The sequence below is a fragment of the Kribbella sp. NPDC003557 genome (assembly GCF_040610805.1).
Taxonomy (GTDB): Bacteria; Actinomycetota; Actinomycetes; order Propionibacteriales; family Kribbellaceae; genus Kribbella.
Map to the genome: position 1 here is coordinate 511,288 of NZ_JBEXMY010000003.1, position 17,346 is coordinate 528,633.

General features: G+C 69.8%; 17 protein-coding genes. 5 read left to right on the forward strand and 12 right to left on the reverse strand.

The features are described 5' to 3' along the window. Positions 1 to 44: 44 nt before the first annotated feature. Both ABZW60_RS14315 and ABZW60_RS14320 read left to right on the forward strand, forming a co-directional pair. Positions 45 to 1,043: a LacI family DNA-binding transcriptional regulator gene (locus ABZW60_RS14315; RefSeq protein WP_355476765.1), complete on the forward strand. Its 999-nt coding sequence runs from the start codon at positions 45 to 47 to the stop codon at positions 1,041 to 1,043. Positions 1,044 to 1,107: 64 nt separating this feature from the next. After that, the gene (locus tag ABZW60_RS14320) at positions 1,108 to 2,115 is read left to right on the forward strand and encodes a LacI family DNA-binding transcriptional regulator (protein WP_355476766.1); all 1,008 of its coding nucleotides are present in this window, start codon (positions 1,108 to 1,110) and stop codon (positions 2,113 to 2,115) included. Here ABZW60_RS14320 and ABZW60_RS14325 read toward each other — a convergent pair. Genes ABZW60_RS14325 through ABZW60_RS14355 form a run of 7 tightly spaced genes read right to left on the reverse strand, consistent with a single transcriptional unit; the run spans position 2,112 to position 7,418 of the window. Continuing rightward, positions 2,112 to 2,519 (reverse strand): hypothetical protein, encoded by a 408-nt coding sequence (locus tag ABZW60_RS14325; protein WP_355476768.1) that lies wholly within the window; start codon positions 2,517 to 2,519, stop codon positions 2,112 to 2,114. The genes ABZW60_RS14320 and ABZW60_RS14325 overlap by 4 nt on opposite strands. Beyond that, complete coding sequence (locus ABZW60_RS14330) at positions 2,516 to 2,782, reverse strand: hypothetical protein (protein WP_355476769.1); 267 nt, start codon at positions 2,780 to 2,782, stop codon at positions 2,516 to 2,518. The genes ABZW60_RS14325 and ABZW60_RS14330 overlap by 4 nt, the downstream gene beginning before the upstream one ends. Then, positions 2,782 to 3,147 carry a hypothetical protein gene (locus ABZW60_RS14335; RefSeq protein WP_355476771.1) on the reverse strand — a complete coding sequence of 122 codons (366 nt, stop codon included), beginning with the start codon at positions 3,145 to 3,147 and terminating at the stop codon, positions 2,782 to 2,784. The genes ABZW60_RS14330 and ABZW60_RS14335 overlap by 1 nt, the downstream gene beginning before the upstream one ends. Continuing rightward, positions 3,144 to 4,427, reverse strand: coding sequence for an extracellular solute-binding protein (locus tag ABZW60_RS14340; RefSeq protein ID WP_355476772.1), 1,284 nt, complete (start codon positions 4,425 to 4,427; stop codon positions 3,144 to 3,146). The genes ABZW60_RS14335 and ABZW60_RS14340 overlap by 4 nt, the downstream gene beginning before the upstream one ends. Before the next feature lie 11 nt (positions 4,428 to 4,438). Continuing rightward, positions 4,439 to 5,326, reverse strand: coding sequence for a carbohydrate ABC transporter permease (locus tag ABZW60_RS14345; RefSeq protein ID WP_355476773.1), 888 nt, complete (start codon positions 5,324 to 5,326; stop codon positions 4,439 to 4,441). After that, positions 5,323 to 6,219, reverse strand: coding sequence for a sugar ABC transporter permease (locus ABZW60_RS14350; RefSeq protein ID WP_355476775.1), 897 nt, complete (start codon positions 6,217 to 6,219; stop codon positions 5,323 to 5,325). Before ABZW60_RS14350 ends, ABZW60_RS14345 begins: the two co-directional genes overlap by 4 nt. Continuing rightward, positions 6,219 to 7,418, reverse strand: a complete 1,200-nt coding sequence (locus ABZW60_RS14355) for a DUF4185 domain-containing protein (RefSeq protein WP_355476776.1) — start codon at positions 7,416 to 7,418, stop codon at positions 6,219 to 6,221. Before ABZW60_RS14355 ends, ABZW60_RS14350 begins: the two co-directional genes overlap by 1 nt. 107 nt (positions 7,419 to 7,525) lie before the next feature. Between ABZW60_RS14355 and ABZW60_RS14360 the strand changes: the two genes are divergently transcribed. Beyond that, positions 7,526 to 9,514, forward strand: a complete 1,989-nt coding sequence (locus ABZW60_RS14360; protein ID WP_355476778.1) for a discoidin domain-containing protein — start codon at positions 7,526 to 7,528, stop codon at positions 9,512 to 9,514. A gap of 28 nt (positions 9,515 to 9,542) precedes the next feature. Here ABZW60_RS14360 and ABZW60_RS14365 read toward each other — a convergent pair whose 3' ends face one another. Continuing rightward, complete coding sequence (locus tag ABZW60_RS14365; protein ID WP_355476780.1) at positions 9,543 to 10,211, reverse strand: nitroreductase; 669 nt, start codon at positions 10,209 to 10,211, stop codon at positions 9,543 to 9,545. Between the two features lie 97 nt (positions 10,212 to 10,308). Between ABZW60_RS14365 and ABZW60_RS14370 the strand changes: the two genes are divergently transcribed. Continuing rightward, positions 10,309 to 10,959: an NAD(P)H-dependent oxidoreductase gene (locus ABZW60_RS14370; protein ID WP_355476782.1), complete on the forward strand. Its 651-nt coding sequence runs from the start codon at positions 10,309 to 10,311 to the stop codon at positions 10,957 to 10,959. 46 nt (positions 10,960 to 11,005) lie between these two features. On the opposite strand, the gene ABZW60_RS14375 is transcribed toward ABZW60_RS14370, so the two are convergent. The 4 genes from ABZW60_RS14375 to ABZW60_RS14390 all read right to left on the reverse strand — a co-directional run bounded on the left by ABZW60_RS14375 (position 11,006) and on the right by ABZW60_RS14390 (position 16,301). Then, positions 11,006 to 11,485, reverse strand: a complete 480-nt coding sequence (locus ABZW60_RS14375; RefSeq protein WP_355476784.1) for a MarR family transcriptional regulator — start codon at positions 11,483 to 11,485, stop codon at positions 11,006 to 11,008. A gap of 22 nt (positions 11,486 to 11,507) precedes the next feature. Further along, positions 11,508 to 14,528, reverse strand: coding sequence for a GH92 family glycosyl hydrolase (locus ABZW60_RS14380; protein WP_355476786.1), 3,021 nt, complete (start codon positions 14,526 to 14,528; stop codon positions 11,508 to 11,510). A gap of 79 nt (positions 14,529 to 14,607) precedes the next feature. Further along, the gene (locus tag ABZW60_RS14385; protein WP_355476788.1) at positions 14,608 to 15,501 is read right to left on the reverse strand and encodes an NAD-dependent dehydratase; all 894 of its coding nucleotides are present in this window, start codon (positions 15,499 to 15,501) and stop codon (positions 14,608 to 14,610) included. Beyond that, entirely contained in the window at positions 15,498 to 16,301 is an 804-nt protein-coding gene (locus ABZW60_RS14390; RefSeq protein WP_355476790.1) for a phosphotransferase, read from the reverse strand. Before ABZW60_RS14390 ends, ABZW60_RS14385 begins: the two co-directional genes overlap by 4 nt. Before the next feature lie 81 nt (positions 16,302 to 16,382). Between ABZW60_RS14390 and dapD the strand changes: the two genes are divergently transcribed. Beyond that, a complete protein-coding gene (gene dapD / locus ABZW60_RS14395) occupies positions 16,383 to 17,321 on the forward strand; it encodes a 2,3,4,5-tetrahydropyridine-2,6-dicarboxylate N-succinyltransferase (RefSeq protein WP_355476792.1) in 939 nt (312 codons plus the stop codon). Positions 17,322 to 17,346: the final 25 nt, after the last annotated feature.

Genomic DNA, 17,346 nt, shown 5'->3' on the forward strand with positions numbered 1-17,346 from the left:
GAGTGCGATCCAGACGACCATCGGATCTCCAGCGGGGAGCGGGTATGACGACGATCTACGACGTAGCGCGTAGGTCGGGTGTGTCACCGGCGACGGTGTCCCGCGTGCTGAGCGGCCGGCGGAACGTGGATCCCGAGCTGTCCGAGAAGGTCCGGGCCGCGGTCGCCGAGCTCGGCTACCGGCCGAACGGCGTCGCGCGGAACCTGCGCAAGTCGTCGACGAACCTGTGGGCCGTGGTCATCTCCGACATCGAGAACCCGTTCTTCACCTCGCTGGTCCGCGGTCTCGAGGACGTGGCGCAGACCGAGGGGTACCACGTCGTCCTGTGCAATTCCGACGAGGACTCCGCGAAGGAAGCGGCCTACGCGTCGGCGGTGCTGACCGACCAGATGGCGGGGGTGGTGATCTCGCCGACGTCGACGGCCGAGGGCGTGCACCTGCTCGCGGACGCGAAGATCCCGATGGTGATGATCGACCGCCGGGTCGAGGGCGTCGAGGCCGACACCGTGCTGGTCGACAACGAGCACGGCGCCTTCGAGGGCGTCAAACACCTGATCGACGGCGGTTACCGGCGGATCGCCTGTATCACCGGCCCGCGCAAGGTCTCCACGGCGATGGACCGGCTCGCCGGGTACCGGTCGGCGCTGCGGGCGGGCGGGATCCGCTACGACAAGGACCTGGTCCGGCACGCCGACTTCCGTGAGGCCGGCGGGTACGCCGCGATGGAGAGCCTGCTCGAGCTGGACGATCCGCCCGAGGCGCTGTTCGCCACCAACAACCTGATGACCGTCGGCGCGCTCGAATGCCTGGCCCGCAAGGGCCTGCGGGCGCCGGACGACATCGCGATCGTCGGCTTCGACGACATCCCCTGGGCCGATCTGGTGGTCCCAAGCCTGACCACCGTCGCCCAGCCGACCTACGAACTCGGCCGCACCGCCGGCCTGCTGCTGAAGGACCGGACCGCCTCCCCTGGCCGCCCGCCGTCCACCGTCACCCTGCGCACCGAATTGCACATCCGGGCCACCTCCGCCCCCAAGAAGTAACCTGGCTGGGCGCAGCGGGCTTGGATGGAGCTGGTTATGTCAACGTTGACATTACACTGTGGGCATGGCGATTGAACCGCCGCGGCGGCCGCGGCTCGAGGATGTGGCGGCGACGACCGGTGTCAGCATCAAGACCGTGTCGCGGGCCCTGCGCGGGGATCCGAAGGTGCGCGAGTCGACGCGGCAGCGGATCGTCGCGGAGGCGGACCGGCTCGGCGTCCAGCTGAACGACGTGGCGGCCGGGCTGCGCCGCAAGAACCAGGCGATGACGTCGATCGGCGTCACCCTGGGCGACTGCACGAACCCGTTCTTCGCGCCGATGCTGCGCGGGATCCACTCGGTCGCGTCCGAGCGCGGCTACCTGGTGCTCACCGCCGACGCGCAGAACGATCCCGAGCTCGAGCACCGGGCGATCCGGTCGTTCTTCGCGCACCGGGTGGCCGGGCTGATCATCGCGCCGGTCGGCAACGACCTCGGCTACCTCGCGAACGAGGCGCGGTTCGGCTCGGCGATCGTGTTCGTCGACTCCCCGCCACCAGGCCTCGGCGGGTCGATGGACTCGGTCACCACCACCAACGCGGCCAGCACCCGCGCGGGCATCGAGCACCTGCTCGCGAAGGGCCGGCGACGGATCGCGTACCTCGGCCACCCGCGCAGCGGCAGCGGCGCCGAGGAACGCTGGGCCGGGTACGTCGCCGCGCTCGAAGGCGCCGGCCTGCTCGTCGACGCGCGGCTGGTCCGGGACAACCTGGTGAGCGAGGAGGACGCGCGCCGGGCCGCCGAGGACCTGCTCGACAGTGCCGAGCCGGACGCGGTGTTCGTCGACAACAACCGCCTCTGCACCGGATTGCTGCAGTCGGCCGCGTACGCGCGCCGCCGGCCGGATGTGGTGAGCTTCGACCGGTTCGAACTGGCCGCCGCGTTCGGCATCTCGGTGATCGACAGCGATCCGTACGACGTCGGACGGGCCGGCGCCCAGCTGCTCTTCGACCGGCTGGCCGACCCGTCCCGGGCACCTCAACGCCTCGAGGTGCCCGCCCGCCTGGTCGTCAACGGCACGGCGACGTACTAGAGATCGACCTGGCGCAGCCAGGCCTCGGCCAGCGCCTGGTGACCGGCCGGGGTGGGATGGACGCCGTCGAACAGCCAGTGCTCCGGATTGTTGCCTGCAGCAAGCTCCGCGAACATCCCATCGGCCGCGACCAGCCGGGCGCCGGACTCCCGCGCCAGCACCACGTCGGGCCGCGCGGCCAGGACGTCGTCCTGCCATCGTCGCCCCAGCCCGGCGAGCGTGTCCCCCGAGATGCCGGTGTTCGCCCACACCGGTGCCCGGTGCGGTTGCCGCCGCCCCCACTGACCGGCGACCAGCAACGGGTACCCGTAGCCGAGCGGATTGTCGGTGTCCCGCCGATGGCAGTCGGTGATCGAGTCGCCGGTGAACATCACCCGGGACCCGGCGGACAGCACGAGCGTCACGAGACCTCCGGTGTGTACGTCGCGACGCCGATCGTGGTGTCGCTCTGGCCGTAGTACGCGAACCAGGTGCCGCGGTGGAACACGAGCCCCTCGACGAACGTGACGTTGCTGACCAGCCCGTGCTGGTCCTCGTACGTGCTCGGCTCGAGCCATGGCTCGGTCAGCTTCGCCACGACCACGTCCGGGCGCCGCGGATCGATCAGCACCTGCCCGCACGCGTAGTACACGCCGCCGTCCGGCTGGATCACCGCGCTGTTGTGCATCAGCAGCACGTGCCCGGTGCGCGTCCGGATCGGCTGCGACCGGACTCCACCAGGTCGCCCATGAACGTGCCCGGCTCGGGCCGCAGCACCGGCTCCGGATCGGCCTTCCAGTGCAGCAGATCGTCCGACGTGGCCAGATGGATGTGCTTGTCCCACCGGCGCAGGTCGGTCGAGGTCGCCAGGCACAGCCAGGCGGTGTGCCGGTCCCAGCCGGTGTAGGTCAGGTAGTAGGTGCCGTCCACGAGGACGACCCGCGGGTCCTCGCAGCCGTACCGTTCGTAGTCGTGCCGGCCGGGCCGGAGAACGGGGTTCTCCGGCCGCGGCACGAACGGACCGAACGGGAAGTCGACCGGCGGCACGGTCATTTCGCGATCAGCTTGTTGACGCCGGCGACCATGCCGTCGATCCCGGCGGTCAGGTCCTTCTTCCCCGACAGCGCCGGGTTCCACGTAGTACCGACGACGTCACCGGCGGGCGTCGACCACGGGTCGAGGAACTGGGTGACGAACTTGTCCTTGATCCCGAGCTCGTACGTCGCGGTCGCCGCGATGCTCTTCGCCGCGGCGTCCCCGGCCCGGAGCGCCTCGTAGTACCCCTTCGAGCCAGGCTCGTAGGCGATCGGGGCGATCGGCTGATCCTTCATCGTCGCGTTGAAGCCGTCGACCTCCATGTAGCTGATCACCTTCCAGGTCGTGTCCGGGTCCTTCAGCGTCGCGGGCGAGCAGACGCCGTTGGTCTCGATCGGCTGCACGGACTTCGCCGTCCCGGCCGGCCAGGGCGCGTAGCCCCACTCGAACCTCGGCTTGTTCTGGGTGATCGACTGGTGCAGCCACTGACCGCCGAACATCAGCGGGATGCCGCCGTTCGCGAACTTCGCCACCGCGTTCGACCCGTCGTAGTTCGGGTCGGTCATCTCACCGGCCGCGATCGCCTTCGCGATCCGCTCGGCGCCGCCGCGGAAGGTCGCGTCGGCCGTCAGTTGCTTGGCCCCGATCGGCGTCTCCAGGATCGGTGCGCCGCCGTTGGCCACCGAGTACGCCGAGACGCCTTGCACGCTCTGCAGCAACGGCCACGCGGTCACCAGCGGCGTGGTCTTCGCGTCGGCGCGTTTCAGCGCCGCGATGTCGGCGTACAGCTCGTCCCACTTCCAGCCGATCGCCGGGGCCTTCAGGTGCGCCTTGTCGAACGCGGCCTTGTTGTAGAAGAACCCGTAGGTGTTCGCCAGCGTCGGGATGCCGTACAGCTTGCCCTCGGGGTTGCGCCACAGGTCGAGCGAGCCGGGCGCGAACTTGTCCTCCTGCAGCCCGTCGCCCTTCTTCAGGTACGACGACCAGTCGTAGAGCAGGCCTTCCGCGGCGAGGTTCTGCTCCTGCGAGTTCGAGCACCAGAAGAAGTCCGGCGCCTTCTTCGACATGATCAGCGAGGCGAGCTTCTGCGCGTAGTCGGCGTTCGGCGATTCCTCGCGTTCGACCGTGACGCCCTGCAGCCCGGCCATGCTCTTGTCCAGCGCCGCGTTGGTCGCGACGGATTCCCAGGTCATGTAGCGCACGGTCCCGCCGTCCTGCGCGGCGCCGGATCCACCGCCGCAGCCGGCGAGGGCGAGCCCGGCGGCGACGAGTACCGCTGCCGCCTTGAATGTGGGCATGATCGATCTCCTCATTTCGCGATGGTTCCGAGGGCGCCGAGGCCCTCCATGAAGTAGCGCTGGGCGAGGAAGAACAGCACCAGCGGCGGTACGACGAACAGCAGGTTCGTCGCCATGTAGTAGTTGTACTGGGAGCCGGCCTGGTCGGACAGGAACGCGGCCATGCCGAGCGGCAGGGTGAACTTCTTCGCGTCCTGCAGATAGACCAGCGGGCTCAGGTAGTCGTTCCAGGCGAACTGGAAGGACATGATCGCGACGGTGATCCACACCGGCTTGGTCAGCGGCACCATGATCCGGGTGAAGATCATCCAGTGCCCGGCGCCGTCGATGGTGGCCGACTCGTCCAGGTACTTCGGGATCGACTGGTAGTACTGCCGGGCCAGGAACACGAAGATCGGGCTGCCGAAGAAGGCCGGCAGGATCAGCGGGACCCAGGTGTCGATCAGGCCGAGGTTGATGTAGAGGTGCTGCAGCGGGATCAGCCCGACGATGCCGGGCACGAAGATGCTGCCGGAGATCAGCGCGAACCAGAGCCGGCGGCCCGGGAAGTCGATCCGCGAGATGCCGTAGCCGACGATCATCGAGCTGACCACGGCGCCGATCGTCGACAGCACGGTGACGATCATCGTGTTCAGCAGCAGCCGGTAGAAGCCGATCTGCGCCGGGCCGTCGACGAAGTTCGAGGCGCGGAACTCCCGGGGCAGGAACGCCGGCGGCAGCTGGTTGATGTCGCCGTTGCCCTTGAGCGCGATGCTGACCATCCACACCAGCGGCAGCAGCATCGAGACCGCGAGCAGGCCGCACAACGCGTACCAGGCCAGCCGCGAGAGCAGGAAGGGCACCCGCTGCGACAGTGCCACCGAACGCCCGACGGGCAGGGTCTCCGCGGCCGCGGTCACGAGCCCTCCCCCTGGTACACGCGGTGGCGGGTGAGCCGCAGCATCACGACGGTCACCAGCATCACGATCAGGAACAGCACCCACACCTCGGCGGTCGCGTACCCGAGCTGCGGTGAGGTGATGAAGTCGGCGAACCCGTCGTTGTAGATCTTGTACATCAACAGGTTGGTCGAGTGCCCGGGTCCGCCCTTGGTCAGGATCGCGACCTGGTTGAAGGTCTGGAACGCGCCGTTCAGCGCCAGCATCAGCTGGAGCATCATGATCGGCCCGATCATCGGCAGCGTGATCCGGGTGAACCGCCGGAACGCGTTCGCGCCGTCGACCTTGGCGGCCTCCTGGATCTCGTCCGGGACCGCCTGCAGCCCGGCCAGGAAGATCATCATCGTCCCGCCGACGCTCCAGACGCCGACGATCAGGATCGCCGGCAGCGCCACGTGCGCGTCGCCCAGCCACAGGCTGGTCGGCAGGTGCAGGAACTCCAGGATCTGGTTGGCCAGCCCGTACGTCGGGTCGTAGATGTACTTCCACAACGTCAGCACGGCGACCGCGGGCAGCACGACCGGCAGGTAGAAGATCGTCCGGAACACCTTGACGCCCTTGATCGACCGGTTCACCACGACGGCGAGCGCCAGCCCGGCGAGCAACGTGGCCGGCACCGAGATGACCACCCACAGCACGGTCACCCGCAACGACGGCCAGAACGTCGGATCGCTGGTGAACAGGAACTTGTAGTTCTCCAGGCCGACCCACGTGGCCGGTGTCAGCCCGTTCCATTCGGTGAACGAGTGGTAGAGCGACGTCACCATCGGGTACGCGACGAACAGCAGCAGGCCGATGATCGCGGGCGAGATGAACAGGTACCCCAGGATCGTGTCCCGGCGGCGTTTGCGCATCACGCCCCCTTGGCGAAGCGGACCTTGACGAGCATCTGCGCACCGGTGGACGACGTGTAGTAGGTGTAGTACTTCGTCAGTCCGTCGGCGCTGGTGTACTCGGGATGCGCGAACGCGGCGTACTCGACACCGCTGGTCTTCGCGGCGGTGAAGAGCTTCGTCGGTGTGCTCCACGGACCCCAGGGATTCGGGGCGGTCTGGTACATGACGTCCTGGGACAGGAACTGCATGAACGTGTTGACGTACGCGCCGAACGCGCTGTCCCAGTACACGGTCGAGCCGGCCGCGCCGTTGGCCTTGACCTGCACCGCCGCGGACGGATCCGTCGACCACTGCGGCGTACCGTTGCCGTCGGCACCGACGTAGTACCGCCACTGCGAGATGTCGGTGACGCTCGCGACCGGGACCTTGGCGACGGCGCATCCGTCGAGGGTGCACTTGCCGTACCCGTAGAGGGTGCCGCCGACCAGCACCATCGCCTGGCCGCCCCAGTCCTGACCGGGCGGGAAGAACAGCGTGTCGTCGGCGCCTTCCGGGCTCGGGATGTCGGCCGGGCGGTTGGTCGCGCTGAGCCGGGTGATCGTCTTGCTGTTCATATCGACCGAGGCCAGGCCCGTGCCTTGGGCCTGGCCGACGAAGCCGGACTCGCACGGAGTGCCGACCCGGCCGCCGCGGCACAGTTTGCCGTAGGACACCAAGATCCGGTGCCGGGCCTGGTCCACCACGGCCGGGCCGGGCCAGTGCGCGAACACGGTCCCGCAGTACTCGTCCGGCGAGTTCGTGCAGTCGGCGGAGGCGTGCTCCTGCTGGAAGGCGAGCTCGGCGGCGGAGAACGGGACGAACTCCGGCGGCACCCCGGTCGAGTGCTCGTCGAGCGGGTTCGCGGACGTCAGCGTGATGTTGTCGCTCGCGTCCAGGTCGCTCGTGGTGGCGGCCGTGCTGGTCAGGAAGCCGTCCGGGTTCTTCAGGATCGTGTCGTCGAAGAACCACACCGACTGGTTGCCGTAGCGGACGCTCTGCCCGTTGTCGCGGGCGGCGTTGTGCGGGTTCTGGGTGACGGGGCCGAGTTCGGTCGCACTCTCGACCACCAGGTTCGAGGCGCGGTGCGGGCCGGGGGCGGCGGTCGCCAGGGCCGGCGCGGAGACGGAGGCGGCGACCAGCAGAGCAGCGGCGAGGAGGGGGGTTCGGGATTGACGCACGGTTGGTACTCCCTCACTGAGTGACAGCAACAAGTGCGAAGCGATTTGATGATGTCAACGTTGACATAGCCTTGTCAACGTTGACATTTCTTCCTAAGGTCCCTGCGGTGACCACCGTTTCCCGCCGTACTTTCCTGCGCACCCACGCCGCTCTCGCCACCGGCCTGAGCGTCTCCGCCGCGCTGCCGGCGACTGCCCTGGCCGCCCCCTCCGAAGCCAGGACCGGGCCTGCCACCGGGCCTGTGACCCGGCCGCTCGCCGCCTCCCGGGCGGACGAGTGGACCCGGCTGTTCGACCGTCGCTCCGGCTGGATCGGCGCGGACGGGATCTACTCCGTCCCGCTCGACGGCCGCGACGGCCTGGCGTCCGCGACGCCCGGTTCGCGGACCGCGTTCATCTTCAGCGACACCCGGATCGGCACCGTCGATCCGCGGGACCTGACCTACTCCCAGACCGGATTCGTCAACAACTCCTCCGCCGTGCTCGCCGGCGACCGCCCCGATCCGGCCCGGATCACCTTCGTCACCCAGGAGACCGGTGCCTTTGGCAACGGGTTCTGGATGAACGACGGGATCGCGATCGACGGCACGCTGTACGCCACCGGGTTCGCGCCGGACGCGAACTGGAACGCCGCGCGCGTCGACCTGATCGCCGTACCGCTGACCGGCGGAACGCCCGACTACACCGCCGTCCGCCGCACCGAGAACGTCGGGCTGCTGGTCCGGACCAGCACGTACATCGTGATGTTCGGTGTCGGCCTCACGCCCGGCCCGGACGGCTACGTGTACGCCTACGGTTACCGCAACACGCTGGCCGACGGGCACAAGGACCTGGTCGTCGCGCGGGTGCGCCGCGAGCAGTTCGCCGACATCGCTTCCTGGCGGTTCTGGAGCGGTACGGCGTGGAGCCCGGACATCACGGTCAGCACGCACGACGCCGCCGTGCTGCATCCCGATGTGTCGACCGAGCTCAGCGTGACGCCGATCCCGAGCGGGCGGTACGCCGGGAAGTGGCTGCTCGTCTACCTGCGCAACGTGAACTCGACCGGGCTCGAGTACGCGGTCGGGTCGTCACCGATCGGGCCGTTCGAGCCTGGTGTGCGGTTCTACAACTGCCCCGAGCCGTACGTGTACGCGTCGCAGACCGAGGGCGGGACGTACTGCTACAACGCCAAGGCGCACCCGAGCCTGTCGGACGACGGGCGGCTGCTGATCAGCTACAACGTCAACCGCCTGGGCGCCGATCCGCTGACCACTGAGATCTACCGGCCGCGGTTCGTCTGGCTGGACCTGCACCGGTCGGCGGAGGAGCCCGCGACGGCACGGGCGAGCACCGACGTCGCCGTCGTACGGGACTGGACCGCGGGACCCGGTGACCACCTGGTCCTGGATCTAGGCGGGCTGCGCACGATCTCCGGCTATCGCGTCAAGCACGCCGGGTACGAGGGCAGTCCCGCGCCCAGCGCCTTCACGACGAGGGACTTCACGGTCGAGGTGGCGCAGCGCGTCCAAGGCCCGTGGCGTGCGGTAGACGTCGTCACCGGCAACGTCGAGAACCTCACCGACCGTCGCTTCGACCGGCCGGTGCTCGCACGCCATGTCCGGCTGACCGTGCAACGGCCGACACACTCCGACGACACCACGACACGAGTGCTGGAGTTCGCGGCGGTGGCCGACGCGCACTCCGGCGTACCGGATCTGGCGCGGTACCGGCCCGCGGTCGCGGACGCCGCCAACAGCACCGCGCACCTGGTCACCGACCCTGGCGAAGACCTCTGGGTGAACGCCTCGGGTCACGCGATCACCTGGCTGTCCGTCGACCTGGGCACGGACCGCACCATCGGCCGGTACGTCGTCGAACACGCCGGTGCACCGGACCTCAACACCCGCGACTTCCTGCTGCAGTCGAGCGACAACGACAAACTCTGGACCACCCGGGACACGGTCTCCGGCAACACATCAGCTGTCACCGATCGCACCGTGCCCCCGTTCACGGCCCGCTACGTCCGCCTCGTCATCACCCGGCCGGTCGCCGACTCGGCCCCTGACCGAGCCACCCGAATCCGAGCGCTGGCCGCTTACCCGCCGGCGACCTGACCCACATCCAGCCGCACCGCCGGGAGTACTAGTCGAAGCCGAGAGTTGTGACGGTTTCGGGTAGCGGCGCCCTCGCGGTGCGGCTGGCTCGCTGGGCGGGGTCTTCGTAGCCGATGGACATCCCGCAGAAGAGGAGCAGTTCGCCGGGAGGTGCGAGGATCTCGTCGACGGTGGCGCGGACCTTGGCCCAGGCCATCTGCGGGCAGCTGTGCAGGCCTTCGCCGCGGAGCAGCAGCATGACGGTCTGCAGGTACATGCCGACGTCGGACCATTGGGCCGGCCCCATCGTGCGATCGATGTAACAGAAGAGCGCGACCGGTGCGCCGAAGCAGTCCCAGTTGGCGATCGCGGCCCGGTACCTGGCCTCCTGGTCGTCGCGGCCGATACCGAGGTCGCCGTACCGCTGGGCGCCGAAGGCGGAGCGGCGTTCGCAGTACGGCGCCCTGAGCGGCTCCGGGTACTGCAGGTACTCGGACGGATCCCAGGCATCGCCGGCGGCCACCCGCTCGACGGCCCGCTTCTTCAGCTCGACCAACGGAGCTCCCGTCACCACGTACGGATGCCAGGGCTGCAGGTTGGACCCGGACGGGGCCCAGGCCGCGGCCCGCAGTACGCGGTCGAGGACCTCCGGTGGGACCGGCTCATCGGTGAATCCCCGGACCGCACGCCGGCTCATCACTGCGTCGTATACGTCCATGGCTCCTGTCTCTCACTCATGCGATTGATTTGATCTCACTTGAAATAGTATCGAGTGATACGATCTCAATCGTCATAACCCCGGAGAGAGAAGAATCATGCCCACGCTGTTACATCTGGACTCGTCCGTCTTTCCCGCCGAGCGGTCGGCGTCCCGGGCCGTCGCGGAGACGTTCGTGAAGACCTGGCGGGAACTGCACCCCGGCGGCGACGTGCGCTACCGCGACCTGGCCGCCGACCCGGTCCCGCACATCACGGCCGCGGCCTACACCGCGGGCCTGACCCCCGCGACCGAGCACACGCCCGCGCAGGCCGCCGGACTCGCGGCGCGGCTGGCGCTCATCGAGGAACTCGAGCAGGCCGACGCCCTGCTGATCGGCGCGCCGATGTACAACTACACGATCCCGTCCACGTTGAAGACCTGGCTGGACAGCGTCATCCTGCCCGGCCGGACCTCCGGCGAGTCCCGCTCGGCGGACGGTCTGCCGACGGTCGTGATCGCCAGCCGCGGCGGTTCCTACGCGCCCGGCACACCGCGGCACGGCTTCGAGTTCGTGCAGAACTATCTGCGGGCGGTGCTCGGCGGTGGGCTCGGCCTCGAGGTCGAATTCATCGTTCCGGAGTTGACGATGGCGCCGAAGATGGCCGCGATGGCCGATCTGATCCCGCTGTACGAGCGGTCCCGGGAGCGGGCGTTCGAGGAGGCGGTGTCCCGGGCGAAGGCGCTCGCGGAGCGCGTCGCGGCGTGACCACCGACCGCGGGCCCGCGCGGCAGGCGCCGTCGCGCGGGTTCGCCTACCGGCCGGAGTCGTAGACGAGCTTGGTGAGCAGGTCCGCGAGTTGCTCGGCCTCGGCCGGTGCGAGACCGGCGACCAGGCGCCCGGCCAGTGGCTCGGCGGCGACATGGGCCTCGTCGAAGAGCTCGAGTCCCTTGGGCGTGATCTCGACGGACCGGGCCCTGCGGTCCCCCGGTACGGCGGTGCGCACCGCGAGGCCCTTGCGCTCGAGGTCGTCCACGATCCGCATGATCCCGGCCTTGTCCGAGCCGGTCGCGGCCGCGAGGTCGCGCTGCATCGTCGGGCCCTGATTGACCAGCACGATCAGCACGGCGAAATGCCGCAGCTCGATGCCGAGCGGCCGGAGCGCGTCGGCCATCACACCACCGGCCCGCCAGTGCGCCTGGCGCAGCAACAGGCCGAGCGCGAACGGCGACGTGTCCCCGGGCCGGTCCGTCGCCCGCGCGGCACCGCCCTTGCGCGCAGGATCACCGGTCATGCCGGCCATCGTACTCAGGGGTTCAGGGCAGCAGCTCCACTTGCGCGAGGGCGGCCGGGGTGGGAGTGGTCAGGCGGTAGTGCTGGTATTCGCCGGAGGTCCTGATGGTGAACGGGCGGGTCTGGCGGTGCCAGCGGAAGGTCTGGTCGGCGCGTTCGTCGAGAGTGGTCCAGGTGGCGCCGTCGGTGGAGCCCTCCAAGCGCCACTCGGTCGGGGCCGCCTCGGCCCGGGCCGAGGTGAGTGTGTAGATCGTGGCGGTCGCGGGAGCCGGCAGGGACCACGTGGTGACGGGATCCAGGCCGGCTTCCGTGGCGGAGGTGTCGTCGAAGAGCGGGTTGCCGGGGTCTCGCGGGATGAGGTCGACCAGTGGGCTCGCGACGGCCTCGCCGGTGGTCAGGGCCGGCGGTGACTCCAGGGTCGCCCAGTCGGACGGGTCGGCTCCCAGGGTGAAGTCGAGCCGGCCGGCGGTCGCCAGGGCCTCATGGGTGATGGAGGCTACGGACAGCTGCTTGCCGTCGGCCTCGACCTCTTGCACATAAGGGTGTTCGGCACCGGTGGCCGTGATCGTCAGCGGTGCGCCGCCGATCGGCGCCACGACCGTACGCCGGAACAGCGGTGAGCCGATCGCGTACTCCGGGGCGCCGACGCGCAGCGGGTAGAGGCCGAGCGCGGCGAACAGGTACCAGGCGGACATCTCGCCGTTGTCCTCATCGCCCGGGTAGCCCTGCCCGATCTGCTCGCCGACGTACAGCCGGTCGAGGACCTCGCGGACGATCGCCTGGGTCTTGGCCGGTGCGCCGGCGTAGTTGTACATCCAGGCGATGTGGTGCGCGGGCTGGTTCGAGAAGCCGAACTGGCCCATCCGGACGGCCTGCGCCTCGACCATCTCGTGGATGACGATCGAGTAGGTGCCCTTCTTCGTCGCGAGCTCGGGTGTCGCGAAGAACTCGTCGAGCTTCGCCTCCAGGCCGCGCGGACCGCCGTACAGGTTGGCCAGGCCGCGCGGGTCGTGGGCGACGTGGAAGGCGAAGTTCCAGCCGTCGGTCTCGGTGAAGTCGCCGCCCCACTCCTCCGGGTCGAAGTCGGCCGGGGTCCGGGCGAAGGTCCCGTCCGGCCGGCGCCCCTGGAAGAAGTCGATGTCCTGGTCGAACAGCAGCACGTAGTTGAGCGACCGGCGACGCAGGTACTCCGCTTCCTCCAGGAGCTGCGCACGGCGCTCGGGATGGGAGTCGGCCAGGTGGGTGGCCATCTCGGCGAGGGCGAAGTCGTTCAGGTACGCCTCGAGCGACCAGGACACGCTCTCCTCGGTGTCGGTGCTCACGTAGCCGGCGAAGAACCCGGTCTCGGCACCCTTCCGCCCGACCTCGGTCGCCTCCGGCGCGACGGTCGCGTTCCGCAGGCCGGCGTCGTACGTCGCCAGCGGATCCGGCAGCGTCACGCCTTTGAGGTACGCGTCCGCGAAGGACACATCGGAGCTCGTCCCGGTCATGCAGTCCGCGTACCCGGGCGACGACCAGCGCGCGATCCAGCCGCCGTCGCGGTACTGCTGCACGAATCCGTCGACCAGCTCGGCGGTCAGCGCCGGGTAGAAGAACGCGTACGCCGGCCACGCGGTCCGGTAGGTGTCCCAGAATCCGCTGTTGACGTACATCTTCCCGGACCGGATCACCGCGTTCGTGCTCCGGTCGGTGGCCTCGCCCTCGGTCGGCAGGACCGGGCTCGCGTAGCGGTACTCCGGTGCGTCGGCCGTCCCCGCGTTCTCGAAGTGCGAGTTCGGGTAGAGGTTCAGGCGGTAGAGGTTGCCGTACACGGTCCGCAGCTGCGGCGGCGTCGCGCCCTCGGGCCGGATCACCTGCAGGCGCTCGTTCCAGATCGCGTTCGCCGCGGCCCGGATCTCCTCGAACGACCGGCCCTCGAGCTCGAGCTCCAGGTTGTGCCGCGCCTGGTCGACCCCGATGAACGACGTCGCGATCCGCAACGTCACCTCGGATCCGTCGAAACTCGCGGCGCGGGCGTTGTCGCGGCCGCCCGACGTGGCGCCGAAGGCCGCCGGCGCGCTGGAGAACACCCCGTAGCAGTACATCCGGGTGCGGCCGAACTCCGAGCCGTTCTCGACCCAGCCGGTGACCGCGTTCCCGTCGGACGAGAACGCGCCGTGCTCGTCGATCGTGTCGAAGACCAGGTGCCGGCCCGGCGCGTCGGCCGGGAACGTGAAGCGGAAGATCGCGCCGTGGTCGGTCGGGGCGAGTTCGGCGCGGACACCGTTCGCGAGCGCGACCGCGTACAGGTCGGGGCGGGCGATCTCGTCGTCGTGGCTGAACGCGGCGGCGCGCGCGGCCGGATCGCCGAGCGGCTCGGCGGCGGCGACCGGCATGATCGTCAGCTGGTCGCGGTCGCCCATCCACGGGCTCGGCTGGTGCGAGAACGTGAGGCCCTGCAGCTCGGGACGGTTGTCCGCGTTGTTGGCGCGCTGGTACTCGTACGGCCAGCGGTGCGTCGACGCGTTCGTGACCGGCGTGACGAAGTTGAACCCGTTCGGCCAGGCGGTGATCGGGAGCGTGTTGCCGCGGGAGAAGGCGTGGCTGGCGTTGGTCCCGCGCCGCGTGTCGACGTAGGCGGTCAGGTCCGAGCCGTCGGGCTCCGCAGGCGCCGGGCCGATCTCGACGTCGTCGATCCAGCCGGCGAACTCGTGCCCTGCCTCCGGTGCGTCGACCACGAGCAGTACCTGCGCGATCGTCCGGCCGGCGGCCGCGGTCAGGTCGATCTGCACGTCGTTCCACTGGTCGGCGTACAGGATCTTCGCCGCGCCCTGGCCCGCCGCGTCGGCGGCCTTGCCGTACTGGTCGCGGGCGTTGTCCAGCCGCGTGCCGTCCGCGAACACCAGCTCTACGGCTGCGTACGTCGCCGAGTACGTCAGCGCGGCGTCCAGCTCCGGATAGATCTTGTACCGCAGCCTGTCCCCGGTGGCGACCACTCCCCCGGCGCCCGGCAGCTCGGCCTCCTGCCGCCCGCCGGAAACCCCCGAGTAGCGCGTTCCGTCCACGCTCCCGAACCCACCCCGAGAGCTCGTCGGCCCGCCTGGTCCACCACCGGTCGCAATGATCACGCCGCAATGTTACGTATCAGTGCGGGGGCTCGGGAGGAACGTTTCCATCGTGGACCCAGGCGACATAATCGCGGGCGGTTTCTCCGGCCGGGCGAAGCTGGAGGGCCGCGGCCAGAGCGCGGGTGTTGGCGAGCTGGAAGGTGCCGTCGTTGGAGCCGTCGTGCGGCAGGTGGAAGCGGTCGACGGCGGGTGACCAGTCGATCGGCTTCGGGTCGGGTACAACGGACTGCCAGACGGCGGCCAGGTCGGCGAGCGTATGAGTCGGACCGACCGCGTTGAACGGGCCCGGGATGCGGTGCACGGTGAGGTGCAGGAGGAAGGCGGCCAGGTCGCGGGCGTCGATGTACTGGACGGGCTGATCGGGGCGGGCGGCGCATTCCATCGGGAGGTCGTGCGCCAGCGCCCAGCCCCAGTTGCCGAAGTCCGGGTTGTACGGACCGATGACGAAGCCGGAGCGGACGGCGGCGGCGCGATCGCCGAAGGTGGCGGTGAGCAACGACTCGTTGCGGACCTTCGACGGGCCGTAGAGGTCCATCGTGAAGTGGTCCTCCGGGGCCCCGTCGGGCCAGGGCAGCAGCGGGGCGGTCTCCGTCATCCCGGGCGTGGTCCGGTCGGCGTACACAGCGATCGAGGACATGTAGGTGTAGTGCGCGCAGCGGTCCCGTAGGACGGCCGCGCTGAGCGCGACGTCCCGGACCAGGAAGCCGGACATGTCGATCACGCCGTCCCACTCGCCGGTCGCGAGGGCGTCGGGCGCGGCGCGGTCGCCGGCGATCCGGCGTACCGAACCGAAGATCGACGGATTCGTCAGGCCGCGGTTGAACAGCGTCACCTCGTGGCCGTCCGCGAGCGCGGCCTCGACGACGTGCCGGCCGAGGTTCTTCGTGCCGCCGAGGACGAGCAGTCTCACGACAACTGCTCCACCAGATCCGCCAGTTCGGCCAGCAACGGGTCGATCCAGTCCTTCGACTCCGGGATCGTCCGCAGGCCCTCCTCGACCACGAAGGTCAGCGCGAGCAGGCAGAAGCACGCGCCGCCGACCAGCAACTGGCGATCGACGAGGAACGAGTCCGCCCCGGCAGTCTCGACGTACCGGGCCACGACCGGCCCGCGCTCGTAGCCGAAGGCAACGGCATCGCGGACCAGCGTGTAGAGGTCGCTCAGGTGCGGGGCGACGTACGTCAGCGGCCAGTCGACGGCGGTCCAGCGGGTCCCGTCGGTGACCAGGTTCTTCGGGACGAAGTCGCCGTGCACGACGCCCGACGGCGCCTGCCGGTGCAGCGCGGCCAGCGCCTCGGTCAGCGGCGCGATGTCGAACGAGACCCGGCCGATCCGGTCGGCCAGCTCCTTCGCGCGCTCCGGCGGGAACCCGCTCGGCCCCGGCACCACCCGGCCGCGGATCTCGGCGAGCAGGTCGGCGGCGGCGAGGAACCCGTCCGCGGTCGGCTCCTGCTCCAGCGTCACCCGGCCGACGTCCTCGAGCACGATCACGCCGCCGTCGCCGTACAGCAGGCGCGGCGCCGGCAACTCCAGCGGTACGACGAACCGCTCGTACGCCGCGTCCTCGCCGGACTGCGTGTCGGACCCGTGCTTCACGATCACGCTGCGCAGGCCGTACGACAGCCGCCTGACCTCCGACGAACCCCACTGCCGCAGCAACTCACCGTGCACCACGTCCTCCGCGGGAGCCCCGAGAGCCTCCAGAACCACCCGACCCGGAACCCACGCAGGAAGCATCCGAAAAGTAGACCACGGTGAGTCGGCGAGCGCCGCCGAATTAGGGTGTGGGGTATGACGGAGAACGCCACGCACGCCTGGGGCTTCGGCCTTGCCACCGTTACGACCGCCGGGGACGTCCTCGACGTCTGGTATCCGGCGCCCGCGCTCGGGTCGCGGCCCGAGGACGTCAAGGCGCCGGCCGAGCTGGTCGCGGCCGAGGGCAACGACGAGCTCCGCCAGGTCCGGCGCGCGGTGGTGGCGACCGAGATCGCGCTGGCCGACGCCCCGAGCGGTACGGCGGACGCGTACCTGCGGCTGCACCTGCTGAGCCACCGCCTGGTCCGCCCGCACGGCGTGAACCTGGACGGCATCTTCGGCGCCCTGCCGAACAACGCGTGGACGTCGCTCGGCCCGGTCCCGGTCGACGAGATCGAGAGCGTCCGGCTGCGGACCCGCGCGGCCGGCAAGCACCTGAGCGTGACGAGCGTGGACAAGTTCCCGCGGATGACGGACTACGTCGTCCCGTCCGGCGTCCGGATCGGTGACGCGGACCGGGTCCGGCTCGGCGCGCACCTGGCCGAGGGCACGACGGTCATGCACGAGGGCTTCGTGAACTTCAACGCCGGCACCCTCGGCACGTCGATGGTCGAGGGCCGGATCGTCGCCGGTGTCGTGGTCGACGACGGCAGCGACATCGGCGCGGGCGCGTCGATCATGGGCACGCTGTCCGGCGGCGGCAAGCAGGTCATCTCGATCGGCAAGCGCTGCCTGCTGGGCGCGAACGGCGGCACCGGCATCTCGCTCGGCGACGACTGCGTGGTCGAGGCGGGGCTGTACGTCACCGCCGGCACCAAGGTCACGCTCCCGGACGGCGCCGTGGTCAAGGCCCGCGAGCTGTCCGGTCAGCCCGGCCTGCTCTTCCTCCGCAACTCGGTCACCGGCGCCGTCGAGGCCCGCCCACGCAAGGGCGAGGGCATCACGCTCAACGAGGCGCTGCACGCGAACGCCTGATCGTCCGAAAGTATGAATTCGGCAA